Annotated in this window: 11 protein-coding genes and 1 pseudogene; 9 read left to right on the forward strand and 3 right to left on the reverse strand. The window is 58.8% G+C overall.

Features of this window, described 5'->3' with window-relative positions:
- Nucleotides 1-348 precede the first annotated feature (348 nt).
- The 3 genes and pseudogenes from csg (at nucleotide 349) to DJ70_RS15180 (ending at nucleotide 5,655) form a co-directional block, all read left to right on the forward strand.
- Nucleotides 349-3,435, forward strand: a complete 3,087-nt coding sequence (gene csg / locus DJ70_RS15170) for an HVO_2072 family ArtA-dependent S-layer glycoprotein (RefSeq protein ID WP_094534449.1) — start codon at nucleotides 349-351, stop codon at nucleotides 3,433-3,435.
- A 252-nt stretch (nucleotides 3,436-3,687) separates the two neighbouring features.
- Nucleotides 3,688-3,847 (forward strand): annotated as a pseudogene (locus DJ70_RS15175) (IS5/IS1182 family transposase); the annotation flags it as partial.
- A 209-nt stretch (nucleotides 3,848-4,056) separates the two neighbouring features.
- On the forward strand, nucleotides 4,057-5,655 hold the full coding sequence (locus tag DJ70_RS15180) for a DUF7827 domain-containing protein (RefSeq protein ID WP_245810868.1): 1,599 nt from the start codon (nucleotides 4,057-4,059) through the stop codon (nucleotides 5,653-5,655).
- Nucleotides 5,656-6,409: 754 nt separating this feature from the next.
- Here DJ70_RS15180 and DJ70_RS17080 read toward each other — a convergent pair.
- Nucleotides 6,410-7,909: a hypothetical protein gene (locus DJ70_RS17080; RefSeq protein ID WP_143421054.1), complete on the reverse strand. Its 1,500-nt coding sequence runs from the start codon at nucleotides 7,907-7,909 to the stop codon at nucleotides 6,410-6,412.
- A 371-nt stretch (nucleotides 7,910-8,280) separates the two neighbouring features.
- Complete coding sequence (locus DJ70_RS15185) at nucleotides 8,281-8,886, reverse strand: TetR/AcrR family transcriptional regulator (protein ID WP_094534451.1); 606 nt, start codon at nucleotides 8,884-8,886, stop codon at nucleotides 8,281-8,283.
- Between the two features lie 127 nt (nucleotides 8,887-9,013).
- Here DJ70_RS15185 and DJ70_RS17545 point away from each other — a divergent pair, with 127 nt between their 5' ends.
- From DJ70_RS17545 to DJ70_RS15200, 5 genes are all read left to right on the forward strand, one after another.
- Complete coding sequence (locus DJ70_RS17545; RefSeq protein WP_179234075.1) at nucleotides 9,014-9,187, forward strand: hypothetical protein; 174 nt, start codon at nucleotides 9,014-9,016, stop codon at nucleotides 9,185-9,187.
- Nucleotides 9,177-9,641, forward strand: a complete 465-nt coding sequence (locus DJ70_RS15190) for a BGTF surface domain-containing protein (protein ID WP_094534453.1) — start codon at nucleotides 9,177-9,179, stop codon at nucleotides 9,639-9,641. Before DJ70_RS17545 ends, DJ70_RS15190 begins: the two co-directional genes overlap by 11 nt.
- A gap of 46 nt (nucleotides 9,642-9,687) precedes the next feature.
- A complete protein-coding gene (locus DJ70_RS17085; RefSeq protein WP_245810873.1) occupies nucleotides 9,688-9,828 on the forward strand; it encodes a PGF-CTERM sorting domain-containing protein in 141 nt (46 codons plus the stop codon).
- A gap of 238 nt (nucleotides 9,829-10,066) precedes the next feature.
- Nucleotides 10,067-10,396 carry a hypothetical protein gene (locus tag DJ70_RS15195; RefSeq protein WP_245810869.1) on the forward strand — a complete coding sequence of 110 codons (330 nt, stop codon included), beginning with the start codon at nucleotides 10,067-10,069 and terminating at the stop codon, nucleotides 10,394-10,396.
- Nucleotides 10,397-10,398: 2 nt separating this feature from the next.
- Nucleotides 10,399-10,854 (forward strand): hypothetical protein, encoded by a 456-nt coding sequence (locus DJ70_RS15200; RefSeq protein WP_245810870.1) that lies wholly within the window; start codon nucleotides 10,399-10,401, stop codon nucleotides 10,852-10,854.
- A gap of 177 nt (nucleotides 10,855-11,031) precedes the next feature.
- Here DJ70_RS15200 and DJ70_RS15205 read toward each other — a convergent pair whose 3' ends face one another.
- Complete coding sequence (locus DJ70_RS15205) at nucleotides 11,032-11,478, reverse strand: VanZ family protein (RefSeq protein ID WP_094534457.1); 447 nt, start codon at nucleotides 11,476-11,478, stop codon at nucleotides 11,032-11,034.
- A 114-nt stretch (nucleotides 11,479-11,592) separates the two neighbouring features.
- On the opposite strand from DJ70_RS15205, the gene DJ70_RS15210 reads away from it, so the two are divergent.
- Nucleotides 11,593-14,058, forward strand: coding sequence for a hypothetical protein (locus DJ70_RS15210; protein ID WP_094534459.1), 2,466 nt, complete (start codon nucleotides 11,593-11,595; stop codon nucleotides 14,056-14,058).
- Nucleotides 14,059-14,136 lie beyond the last annotated feature (78 nt).

Below are 14,136 nucleotides of genomic sequence, written 5' to 3' on the forward strand. Positions count from 1 at the left end.
TGAGCGAATCGGGATGATCGGTACTAGGAATCTACTGATTCGGAGAACTCCTCTAGTGATGTTTCGGCATCGAGGATCGTTTTCGTCGCGTCAGTCTCGCGTCAGACACATGATCCGAAAACGACATTCACACTACTTCTCGCGCCGATTGTGACGGTTTCACACACTCTCGACTACACACAAAGTATTTATAAGAACCGTCGTATTGTCCTGATGCCCCTATCCCCGAACGCGGCAGGAGCGAGTAATCCGGCACACGTGTACCGTCTCACACTGCGGGAACGATGTGAGACGGAGTGTGGTGGACAAAACTGCTGACGCACTCGGAACGCAGACAGACAACAAACAATGACAAACGACAATACACGTACGAAGGCCAACGCGGTCTTCTTCAGCGTCATCATGGTGCTTTCCATGGTGGCGGTTGGCTTCGCTGCTGCGCCAGCAGCAGCAGCCAATTCAGGAAGCGTAACGTTTGATGACCAAGATCTTGGTTCAGATGGTGCTGTAGACGTTGAGGTAGACAGCCTCAGCGGTCCCTCCGGCAATAATGTCACGGCTGTCGTCACCTACACCAGTGGTGGCACCACGACGGTTGCAGGAATCAACACGACAGATGTTGGCAGTCCCGACGGGACAGTCTCCGTTGACATCGGAGACGCCGGTGGATTCCCCGGTACTCACACTGCCCACCTGTTCAACCCCAGTACTGCGCCAAGCCTGAGTGTTAGCGGCACGGTTTCTACCAGCCAAGCTAACCAGGCGTTCGCCTCTGACACCGCTGCGGTTACTGCTCAGCGGTCCGCAGGCACTGGTGATGTCTACAATGGTTCCACCGTCTATCAGGGTGAGGACGACCTGACCTTCATTGACGATGATGGTTCGACGGTCACGCCCGGCGCACTCCAGAAGACCGCTGGATCCGCCGAGGGTACGTCGCTTCAGCTGCCGATAGCCACCGATGCGGCGACCGGCACGTACGCGACGAGCAGCGGGTTCGAGGTCATCGTTCAGGAGCCTCGTATCACCACCTCTGAGGTCCAGATCAGCGGTTCTGGATCTGACGTCAGTCAGGTCGGTCCTGACGCCGCTGACAACCTCGACATCGTCGCTGAGTGGAACTTCCCCGAAGCCGAGGATCTTTCCATCACAGTCGAGGACCCGAGCGGCACGGACATCACCGGCGAGGTTGTCCCTGGTTCGACAACTCTCTCTGGCGGTGATGATTCCACTAGCCTCGATCTCTCCGGCGAGGACGCTGGTGAGTACACCGTCATCTTCGAGGGTAATGACAACCTCGACCACGATGAGGTTGTCGAAGAGTACACCATCGAGTTCACGACTGACGACACAGTGCAGGTCGAGGTCAGTGAAGAGTCGGTCACGCAGGGTGAAAACCTTGAGTACACCGTGAGCGGTGGGACGAACGGTCAGTTCCACACCGTCACTATCGATGCGGAGGACTTCCGCAGCGACAACATCGATGATGTCTTCCGCAACGTTGGAGACACTTCGCAGGTTGGCTTTGCCAACAGCACTAGCAACAACGCTAATCCCTCGACTGCGGACGTTGCCTACGCTGTCGTCGAGATCGACGGCACCACGGCAACTGGATCCATCGACGCGGGTACTCTCGATGACGCGTCAATAACTCTTGACGTGTATGAGGCGAATTCGTCCGACCAAGTCGATTTCAGTGGTGACTCCATTGATGATACCTCGTTCGATGTCGAGTCGGGCGAGATCACCATCGAGAGTCCCGACAACCAGTACACGATCGGCTCTCAGGTCGACATCAACGGAACTGCCACCAGTGCTGAGGCCGTGGACGTTTACGTCCGCAGCAACAACGAGTGGCGGCTCCTCTACCCCGACATCGATGTCGACTCCGCTGATGAGTACGAGCAGGAAGAGGTCGTACTGAGCAGCCCCGGTCTCAACGTGAACACGCCCGGTGCCGATCTGCTCTCGCAGGCTGGAACCTACCGTTACGGTGTCGTTGACCACAGTGAGTTCAACGGTTCCACGACGGTTGAGACGACTGCTTTCAGCCGTGCCACGAGCACACAGCAGTCCCTGACGACGGTCCAGGGTGAGCTGTCCGCTCAGCTCGAGACGGTTAACGGCCAGATCAACACTCTCGATAACGCTGCCGACATCACGGGTACGGCAGAGGGTCAGGACACGATCGCACTCGTCTACGTCGACTCTCGCGGTAACGTCGCCGCGGAGACGGTCGACGTGGACGACGACGGTACCGTCGACGTGGAAGACAATACCGTCCCGAACGTTGGCGCCAACCCCAATGGGGTTTCGCTGAACGAAGGGACGGTGACTGCCCACTTCATCTCACAGAGTCGTGACAATACAGTCGGTGACGGCGAACTCCCCACCGGTAGCGCTAGCAATAATGTCCAAGACCTGGTCGACTGGGTCAACAACGATGTTACCCAGCGCTCGGTGACTGGGGACCAGGCTCGCTCGCTGATCGTTAGCGAGACGACGGACGACACGGCCAGTGACGACCTGATGGTCACCCAGAGCTTCCGGTACACGGAGAGCCAGACGACGCTTCAGTCCATCTACCCTGATGTGGCTCAGGCAGACGGCATCAACCCGGTTGCGACCGGTGAAACGATGGTCGTTGAGGGCATGACGAACCTGCGCCCCGACGACAACTCGATCACCGTTGAGGTTCTGAACCAAGACGGTGACTCGCTGGTTATCTCCAGCACTGACGAGTGGGCCACGAGTGGTCAGTGGAACACTTCCGTCGACACGAGCGACCTCGAACCCGGTACGTACGTCGTCGAAACTGACGACGGCGAGAACACGGACCGCGCTGAGGTCGAAATCGTCGAGGAACGCGACACCGGGAGCCCGGAATTCTCGGTCTCCGATCTTAACCCGCAGGACGTCACTGTCACGCAGGGTGACGCGATCGATGTCTCTGCGATGATCGAGAACACGGGCGACGCTGCTGGTAGCCAGACCGTCGAGTTCCAAGTTGGCGGGAACACTATCGCGTCCGAAGAGGTTGAACTGGACGCTGGTGGAAGCCAGACGGTCGAGTTTACTGGCATCGACACGTCCAGTCTCGATGCTGGTGACTACGAGCACGGTGTCTACACCGACGACGACAGCCAGACGGCCACGCTGACCGTCGAAGCTCCCGACACCGGTGGCGATGACGGTGCCTCCGACGACGGTGCCTCCGACGACGGTGCCTCCGACGACGGTGCCTCCGACGACGGTGCCTCCGACGATGGTGCCTCCGACGATGGTGCCTCCGACGACGGTGCCTCCGACGACGGTGCCTCCGACGACGGCTCCGGTGACGGCAGCACCGACGACAGCACGCCCGGCTTCGGCGCGCTCGTCGCTCTCGTCGCGCTCATCGCCGCTGCGCTGCTCGCGACGCGCCGTCGCGACTAACTAACAAAAAACACCGGGCGATCCGTTCGCTCGGCCTTCCGCGATTTGAATTCTATTTTTGGTGCGTGATGTACTCCACTCTGAGCTACAGCGCTCAGCACCACCAGTTGCGACCGTTGTTGGACGTGAGCGAATAAGGTGAAATAATTCACCAAGTGGTCACAAAGGGCTGTGTTGAATCGCCATACAGCAGCGAGGTAGGGCGCTAAATCATAGGAGCTGAAGCGAGAGACTTCAGTTGCCTATGACCCAATCTCCCGCTTCATCGGGGAAGTTGTGCCGGTTGCTCAAGGAGTTACTGGCGATAGAGACGAATTCGCCGCCCCGGAAGATGCGGCGGATTCGCGGATTACGCACTCGTTTCCTCCATTGTCTGCGGATTTACCTCGATTCATCGTACCGCATGACGATCGTTCCGCGAGATCGCTCTGATGTGTGTCGTCTATAACATCAAACGCTTCGTCAAACAGTGAATCTCTCTGCCTTACAGCGATTCAACACAGTCTCACAAAGTTAATCTTTCTCAAAGAGATCATCGACTACGGACATCAAAAGTCTTGAGAGTATGTCATGAGGTGACAGAAAGTATTTACCCACCACAGCGATACATCCGGTAGTGAAATGAACACACGTCCGGCTCTCGTCGTGCTGGTCGTGATGGTTGCTCTCATTGCACCGATCACGACTGTAACGGCACAATCTGATATCGCTGTCGGGTTTGGCGACTCTCAGTCTACAGTGACACAAGGGGATGTCGCAACGATCGATCTTCAATTACGGAACACCGAGGAAGCTGACCTCCGTGTCCGGTCATCTGATCGGAGCTTTCGTGCTACACTTCGTGTCCGTGATGGTGACAACGACGGAACCGTCCGGGTTCGTTTCAATACGTTCCGTGCTACCAGTGATGATCGGGGTCCTACGTTCGTGGCCACCGACGCTGCGGATGATGTCGAAACTATCTCCTCTTCGTATGAAGGCTCTGGAGACGTACTCGACAGTGGCCGGTACAACCTAATCGTCTCAACGGCTGAAACGAGCGTCGCATCCAAACTGTATCTTGAAGAACCTGGTGACGCTGGCGGGAGTAATACGACCGTTGTGGCTCCCGAGACGCCACTTCCGAGAGTAACCACTGATGTAGCTGACTCTACTACTAGTCTGAATATTGACGGAGAGGCGAACGTGTCGACGGCCGCTACCGGAGACCACATCCGTACACGGTTTTCTGTCCCTGGACTCGGTGGCATTGTCGACGCAGATCCGCCAGTCCGCAATTTCGTGTTCGCTGCGAATAGTTCCCCCGGTGCCCGGACTACACACACGATGTCTATCTCGCCAAACGAATCGGTTTCTGTGCATTCGATGACGATTGATTATCATGTTGGTAGCAGCTCTGATGTCGCAGATGTTTCTAAGATTTCACAGAGTGATATCAAGACTCTCGGTATCGACACCACGGGCGACGGCTACATTGACCGTTCCGAGTTGCTCTCGATTCAGAACATTCGAACGGAGAGCAACGGTCGGCTCACGGTGACCTTTGACCAGTCGATCGATATCAACGCGAATGACAGCTTCTTCGCGTCATACATCGTACGAAATCCTAATGTGACTGGATCACATGACGTCGGGGTTACGCTCTATGGTGAGAATGAAACGGTGCGAGAGGAGGGAATCGTCCTGTATGGTCCTGCCGGACAGGGAACGCTCGGATACGGTGTCGATCTCCGGATCAAATCCGTCGACCAGAGAACGGAGGCGATTGCGCCGCTAGCTACGCTCAAATCGGTCTACGATTCGGATGCGAATGATCTCGTCGCCGAAGTGAATACGAGCGAACTCAAGCCGGGAGAATACGAGATCAGTCTTTCGGTGGATGAAACCGCCCCTGAGACCCTTCCGCGGACGGAATTGACTGAACGGGTTACAGTCGCGGAACCAGAGGTTGCGTTGGAAGATCCTTCGATCGGCAGTTCGCCGCGCCTTGTCATTGATGGAGACACGAACCTTGCGCCCAGTAATTCGCTAATCGTTCGAGTAGAAGCCATGGAGATCAATGGTGCGATTAGCCAGATACAGAACTGTGTGGCGATCGTCGAATCCGATGGATCGATCAACTGTGAATTCAATCTCGAGAAGTCCACAGAAGATTTCGATATTGAGGTCACGGTTGAGCGTCGTGGGACCGTGATTGCTGGTCCGGTTGAATACAACTGATCACAACGCGTTTTTACTCATCACTGATGAAGAGGCCCATCATCACTCTATAATCCTCTGTTGAATCCGCAGAAAGCGTCGGGAATGGGTCATTCTGTGCTCGATTCAGAGCTGCTGCCGAGAGAATTTGGAGATGGAATCTTGGCAGAGAGCGAGAGAATCGAGATTACTGGATGGATCGATCCACTTCATCGCCGACGAAAAGCGGGATAAACGCTCTTTCAGAGATTGTGGTCCCCGTGCCATCATCGGATTCACGTATGGAAACGCTGCTAGCTAGACAAGCCACGGCTAACAACAAAATGATTACGCCGTCTGGGGATCTGCTTCTTCCACAGCCGGTAGGCGGTCGAAACGTGTGTGCGGCGCGGTCGCTGTCTAGCGATAGCAGGTGCTAAAGAAAGCCCCGACCGACCGCTGAGGGCCGCCGGTTTGGCGGCCCTCAGCTCCCTCGTCTGTCTGCCCGGCTAGTGGTCATCATCATTCGGAGAGGCGATCGTGTGACTCGGGACGCCAGCACGTGAAGCAGAGATTCACGTATTCGGGCTTTCCCGGATGCCGCGGCGCGCGGCATCCGGGCTGTAGCGCCCATGACTCGACTTCTTTCGCACATGGACCAGTCAACAGAACGTGCTCTATGGCACGGAATCCTTATCGGTCTCTTGCGCCCCATATCTTGGTTCACGTTCTCTAGGGATAGCAGCGTTTCCATCGAGTCAACAGAGCACTCTATAACACACGCGACGTGGAGATACTACACCCAGTGACCGAGTAAGTATGATGATCCCACAATAACGATGCCGCCAAACAACTCACGACCACCGATACCAAGCAGAAGAAAACCAGATTCATCATCAGTGGTACCACCGCCGCTATCGGACTGACTATCGCTCTTATTGCCTGATACGGATTCTTCTTTATCGACACGATCGTCGGTAACCATTGTGTCAGTGGTATCAGTATTCGTGTTGGTTTGATTGTTCAGATCAGTGGCGACCTCACTAGCGTTCTCACCTCTGTCAGTTTTATCCGTCTGTTTTTCATCAATAAATACAGACTCAGTCTCGGTATACTGTTTGTCATCATCGTATGTAACCAGGATATTGACGACTGTCTGTCTCGCTCCAGCGGCAAGGGTTTGATCGAATCTTACTTGATTTATTGGCCGATCAACATCAAACTCTCGAGCAATATCGATCCGATCTCCGGTACTACCATTAATCGTCTCGACTGTCACACGTGTGATCTCCGCCTTCGAAACGTTACCCGTGATACGGAGTGTCCCCGTTGTGGCGTTAGCTGTAGTCCTCGTAATATTCACTTGTGGATCGGAGTTGTGTTTTATTGAAAATGTATGTTTATTGATATTGCCAGCAGAATCCTCTGCCACAAGCCGAAATTCGTTTGAATCAATATTGTTGTAGAGCTGGATTTGTTTATTGATATCAATCGTAATCCGATCTGGATCCGGTCGTGTATCACTCTCGAGTAGCAATATGTCTGATGCGTTGTTACTCGTGCGGTTGAGTTCGACGCGGTTAAGTTTCGTATTGTCGCGTATGGTCCCTTGAATTCGGACCGAATCCGAGTGGCTTACTGGTGGGATCGTAAGATTAATCTCCGGATCAGTCGCATCGTCTACGACCAGAGTAAACGCGTCTTCATTCGTCTTTCCGCGTGAATCTGTATATCGAGCAACAATCTCATTTTCTCCGGTACCAAGCAGCAAGTCTTGGGAAAACGAGTCTCCAGGGTTATCGATATAAAAGAACTCACGCGTGGTTTCGTTAGCTTCCGAAATGTTATAAGTGTGTTCGATAGTGACCCGTTCAACCTCAGAGACTGTGTGAAACGTTCCAGCGAGTGTTACTTCTCCACCAGAAACATTAGTCTCGTTATCAGGGGCACCCATGATGCTAGTAGTGAATGGTGATGAATACTGAACACGCGGTGCGGCGGTATGCTTTGTAATTGTCGTGGTAAATGTTGATACCTTATCAGCACTCACGATAACTTCGACCGTGTTTTCGTCTGTATCGAGATCAAGGGTGACATTGCGCGAGAACGACCGATCATCGGGGTTGTACGATCGCCAGATTTCACCATTTATTCTGATCTCAACGAACTCAATCGGCGTGTTGGTTTTGACCGTAACGTTCGCCGCTGGATCGGCTTGAACAATAATCTCCTCTTTCTCTGTGAGTTGTTCGCCGTTAACTTCGACACCGATCGTGGTGTCTTCTTGTGCGACCACTACGTTCGTTGTTGGCCCGACAGTCACGAGCGCGACACAGAGAGCGAAACACAAAATGAATCGTGATACGAATCGCCACGAGGAACAAAATCGACGAACAAGATGTGACTGACGACACGGCTGTGATTGTTTCTCTGCGTTCATCACAGTGATCCAGTCGTATCGAGATATCTGACGGTTTCAATGCTCTGCATACATGTTCGACGATATTATTCGTACTTGATTGTCGCGGTGTGATTCTTATATCCGATATTTGGTTGTTGGAATCCAGGAGCCAGTCTCACGATTCACACCAGATTCGTCACTACGAGCGAGAAAGCATCCACCTAGATCATGACAGATATTCCTCGGAGAATACTGTTGTTAAATTATCAAGTATTCTCGTCGCCCCTGTATAATCGATGGTTGAGGTAGTCATATAGTGATGCTTTGGTACGTTCCGTAATTCCGTCACGAGATGTCGTCAGTTTATTCATATGTGCGCCGTTCAGGCTCGCGAAAATGTGCTCGCACACGAGGTTGGAATCAACAGGCTGGAACTCTCCGTTTTCGATACCTCGCTGGACGATGTCGTCGATACGTTCGAAAAGCTGCTGATCGACGGCTGTGAACTGCTCACGAAACGACTCGTTGGTCACGGCCTGTACACGCAGCTCAAGAATCACCGCGTACATCTCACGCTCGCTTGCGTCGTTTGATGACGGTAACAGCTTCTCAAGTAGCAATTCGAGCTCCTCTCGAGCTGTCTCAGTCGATTCATTCTCCAGTTCAGCCATGAGCTCGATGAGTACATATTCGAGAAGAGAGACGAGAATGTCATCTTTTGAATCATAATGGTAGTAGAGAAGTGATCGACTTTTCCCAAATTCCTCGGTGATATCGGTGATAGAAACCTGGGAATATCCGTTCATTGCCACTGCGTTGAACGCGGCCTTCATAATTGCGTCTCGGGTCTGTTGTTCGCTGTCTTCGGGCATGGTCTCCGTTTCGGGCCCTCGAGGATTGTGGTTTCGATCCTCACGACGTAATGCGAAAGAGATCGGACTTCAGTCATGGTCACTGACAACGGAGGGTTTTATTCTGTCACCCGCACAGGGTCGGGTAATGGCGGACCCGCACGCGGCGACGCGGGAGCTCCTCGAGGAGCGACCGGCGGTCGGGTCAGCCCTCGAATCGGTCCTCGCGGCGGACGACTCCGGCCCCTGGGAGTTCGACGACGTCGACGGCCGAGTTTACGATCGCCGCGCGCGATGCGATCTTCGACAACATGGACGGTGACGAGGTCCAGATCGGTCTCGGCGAGTCTGCGACCATCAGCGGAACGACAAACGTTGCTCCCGGCTCGGATGCCAGCGTGCGCATCCAGTCGGCTGAGGGCGTCTCGCCCTCGTTCGTCGAGACGTCTGACGTCCAGATCAACAGCGACGGAACCTTCAGCGCCGAATTCGACGTGAGCGCTCAGTCCGTCAACGACACGGGCACGGTCATCTTCCATGTCGCCGGTAGCTCCGTCGAGGGCTCCGATATGCGGATCGTCGAGACGGTCGGCGAGCCTGCCAACTTCCAGGTCTCCGGTCTCAACCCGCAGGACGTGACGGTCACGTCCGGTGACGTCATCGACATCCCCGCGACGGCCGAGAGCACGGGCGAGAACGCGACCACCCAGACCATGACGTTCCAGGTCGGCAGTAACACTATCGCCGATCAGGACGTCCAGTCTCGATGGCGGTGACTACGACCACGGTGTCTTCACCAACGACGACAGCCAGACGGCCACGCTGACCGCCGAAGCCCCCGACGACGGTAGCTCCGACGACGGCTCCGGTGATGACGGCTCGACGGACGACAGCACGCCCGGCTTCGGCGCGCTCGTCGCCCTCGTCGCCGCTGCCCTGCTCGCGACGCGGCGTCGCGACTAAGGCAGCCACACCGTCAGGCTAACCACCGGCTCCGCGCCGGTCATTCGCGGACCTTCTTTATCGCGACGCTACACCGACCAGCGGCGGTGCTCGGTCGGATCGGTGTAGCTCCTCCTCGTGGCGAGAGCGCCGGCGATGAATCTGTGTATGTGTAGGTTCTACACATAGATCGATGGCTGAGGAGAAAACCCGCGTCGATTTCAACGCCCCGAAGTCCTTCATCGAACGGGCCGACAGCGTGGTCGAGATCCTCGACGTGTCACGGACGCGCCTCCTCATCGAAGCCCTCGAGGACGAACTCGAAGCGCTCGCGAACGACGAGGCGTTCCGCCGGCGTCTCGGTGACGCCTACTACGACGGCCGCGTCGACTACGACACCGTCGAAACGATTCTCGGCCACGAGGAGGCACTCCGAATGAAACTCCTCCGAGAATCGATCGATCGGACTCCCCCTGAACCTCGATTCGAGGACGACGTTCCGAGTGACGATGCCTTCTACGACGGTGATGTCCCGGAATGGACGGATTCCGCTTCGTCTGAATCCCCGGAAGACGAGTCACACGTCTGAGGATGCCGGAGAAAGCCGTCGCCGTCGTCGACACCAACGTGCTGTTGAATCTGGCTCTTCCCGTCGTTGACGCCCGTCCGAGGGCACCCTCCGGAGCGGATCCTCTCAAAGCGCTCCTCACCGCGTACGACGTTCACGTTCCTGCAAGCGTCCTCGGCGAACGTACCGATGTGACGGGGAGCGGTGACTTGCTGTCTACGGCTGCCGACCTCGTGTTCCAGGCAGCCAACCATCTGTCGACCCACGATGTCGACGATCCGCTCGAGTACGGCCTCGATCGCGGGGAGTCCAACTGTATCCGGCTGGCCAACGAATTGGAGGCGGACCTGTTCGTCACTGACGAGTTCAATACGACCAACTACCTCCTCATCACCCTCGCGCTCGACGACCGGAACGTCCTCTTCACGACGCCGCGCGTCCTCCGTACGCTCGCAACCTGGGCGGTTCTCCCCGTCTAATATGTTTCGGCCGCACTCACCTACTACGTCGAGATCAAGGACTGGGACGCGCAGTACGTCGATCGACTCCGACGGCAGTATCTCGAAGGCTGAATTCCTCTCCCCGATACTCTCGACCGGGCCGAACCGCCTCGATATCGCTCGTCTCACGACGCCGGTGAGACGGCGTCCTGCCCGCTACTCCACGGGAACCCGGAGGTCCGCGACGCGGCGGACGCGATAGAACCGCACGTACCGGGTCACGATCCGCCAGGCGACGACCGCGAGGCCCGCGCCGCTGGCGTTGGTGAGCACGTCGCCGTAGGCCGCAGTCCGGGCGGTGAGCGTCGACTGGAGCAGCTCGATCCCGATCCCGTAGGCGGCGACCGCGAGGAAGACGACGCCGAGGACTTGCCAGTCGGGCCGTGGCGAGTCGTGGAGGGCGTACGCGGCCGCGGCGGCGAGGCCGCCGTACGCGAGCAGGTGGAGCCAGGTGGAGTAGCCGAGCAGGCCGAACGGGCCGGTTCGGAAGGTGCCGCTGCCCGGCGCGGGCACGACGGAGTAGCGGAGAATGACGAGCGCGACGAGCGCGACCGCGGCCACCCGGACGCCCCGCGGGATCAGCGGGAGGCGGATCCGAGGCATGTACGCTCGGTGGCGGCGGCGTGGACCTAAAACGCCCGGTATACGGCGGGGTGAGGCGCGCACGACCCGGCGACAACGGAGGATTTTACCCGGTCGCCCGCACAGGGTCGGGTAATGGCGGACCCGCACGCGGCGACGCGGGAGCTCCTCGAGGAGCGACCGGCGGTCGAGTCGGCGCTCGAATCGGTCCTCGCGGCGGACGACTCCGGCCCCTGGGAGTTCGACGACGTCGACGTCGACTCCGGGACCTTCGGCGAGTTGGTCTCGCGGGGGATCGTCGAGCGCGAGGGCGACGAGTATCGCGTTGCCGATCGGGAGGCGGTTCGGGCCGCGCTGGAGGGAGAGGCGTATCAGTCCGGCGCGAGCAACGCGGCCGGATCGGGGGGACTCGCGAGTGCGGTGAGCGGGCTGAGCGGTGGCGAGGACGGGACGATCAACCGGATGCTCCGCGGGTGGCGCGCGGCGCTCCACCGCGACCTGCTCGGCGGTCTCCTCGCGGCGTTCCTCTTTCTGTTCGCGTTCCGTATCGTCACGATCGGGAGCGTGTTCCGTGACGGCCGCGTCGTGTTGCCGGGCAACGACCCGTACCACTACCTCTACTGGGTCGAGCGGCTCGCCGAGGCGGGCCCCGACCGACTCGCGTTCGAGGCGATCGCTGAAGTGCTCGGCGGGCGTGTGAACAGCGAGCCGCTCGCGTACACGCTCGGCTGGTGGGCGACGGAGTTCCTTGGTGGGGGAGTCGAGGACGCCGCGGCGATCGTGGCGTGGATCCCCGTCGTCGCGGCGCTCGTCGTCGGGCTCGGCGTCTACCTGATCGCGGTCTGGACGACGAACGACGAGCGGGTCGCGGTGGCCTCAGTCGTCGTCCTCGCGCTGCTCCCCGGACACGCGCTCTACTCGGGGATCGGCTTCTTCGATCACCACGCGATCGACTACGTCTGGCTCACCCTCTCGATCGTCGGCGTAACGTGGCTCGCGCGGGATCACGAGACGCGCGATCCGGACGCGCGGCTCGGCCACCTCACGTCGCCGGCGACGTGGCTGGTGGTCGCCGGGCTCGGGGTCGTCTTCGCCGCGATGGCACACTCCTGGAACGGATCGCCGATCCTTCTCGTTGGACTCGCCGTGTACGCGACGCTGCGGGCGGCCTCGGACATGCGGGCCGGGTGGAACCCGCTCGTCGCTGCCACGCCCGTCGTGAGCGCGCTCGGGCTCGGGTTCCTCCTCGCGTACGTGCTCCACACGAGCGCCGGATGGCAGGAGCCCGTCGCGGTGTACGCGCCGCTTCTGGTCGCGGTCGGGGTGGCGCTGGTCGCGGTCGCCGCGGCCGTGCTCGGGTGGTTCGGGATTCATCCCGGCGTCCATCTCGCGGTCTCGGCGGCGAGTGTCCTCCCGATCTGGATGGGAGTGAACCGATTCCTCCCCGATGTCGCCGATCGGCTGGCCGAACGAACCGCGGGGTCGCTGCTCGGTCGCGAGGGGATCGCCGAGACGCGGAGCCTCTTTGCGACCGACTACGGCGTCATCTTCGGGCCGATCGACCACTTCGGCTGGTTCCTGTTCGTGGCGTTGCCCGTGCTCGCGTGGGTCGGCGCGCGCTGCGTGTACGATCACGAGCCGCGGTGGCTGGTGATCATCGGCTACGCCTCGACGCTCGTCACCTTCGGACTCGTCCAGATCCGCTTCGCGGGGGAGGCCACGGGGGTCGTCGCGGTGCTCTCCGGCGTGGGGATCGTGTACCTGCTGTCGGTCATCGACCTGGCGGCTCGACCGACGCCCTTCGGAGAGCGATCCGACCGAGTGCGACTCGATCTCCGGCCCGCGGGTGTCTCCGGGCGCGACGCCGGCTACGCCGCCGCGACCGTCCTGTTGGTCGCGAGTCTGAGCCTCTTCATGGTGCCGGCGGTGATGGACAACGTCGCCGCGACCGACGCGGAAGTCGAGGCGATCGAGTGGATCGACGCCGACGCGAACGCGACCGAGGGCCCCGACTACGTCCTGACCGAGTGGGGCCGTAACCGAATGTTCAACTACGGCGTGAACGGGCGATCGAACAGCTACGCCTACGCCCAGCGTAACTACGAGCCGTTCGTCCGCGATCCGAACCCGGACGTCCATGCCGACCGGTTCCAGGGCCGCGTGGGATACGTGGCGATCCACGAGATCGAGGACGCCGACGCGCCTCCGGACTCCGGGTACGCCCAGCTGTTCGAGGCGAACGGGAGCGCGACCCCGGCGGCGAACGGTTCCGGACGGTTCCGGCTCGAGCACGTCACCGACGCCGCCGCGATCAAGGTGTTCCGACCCGTGACCGGCGCCACCGTGGCCGGAGAGACCGACCCGGACGCGACCGTGACGGTCGAAACGACCGTCGACGTCGCCGGCGGATCGTTCGCCTACGAGCGGCGGACGACCGCCGACGGAAACGGGAACTACACCGTCGTCGTTGCATATCCCGGCGAGTACACGGTCGAGGTCGAAACCGGATCCGCCGGAGACGAGACTGTAACCGGAAACCGGACGGTGACCGTGCCCGACGGGGCGGCCTCCAGTGGAGGACGCGTCGCGGTTGGCGGTTGAATCTCGATCGTCCGTCGCGGGAGCTCGGTTCTGGTTCCGGGTCTCACGGAACGCTGCGTTTTCGACGTCGGAGTCCGT

This window comes from Halorubrum halodurans (assembly GCF_002252985.1).
GTDB classification, from domain to species: domain Archaea; phylum Halobacteriota; class Halobacteria; order Halobacteriales; family Haloferacaceae; genus Halorubrum; species Halorubrum halodurans.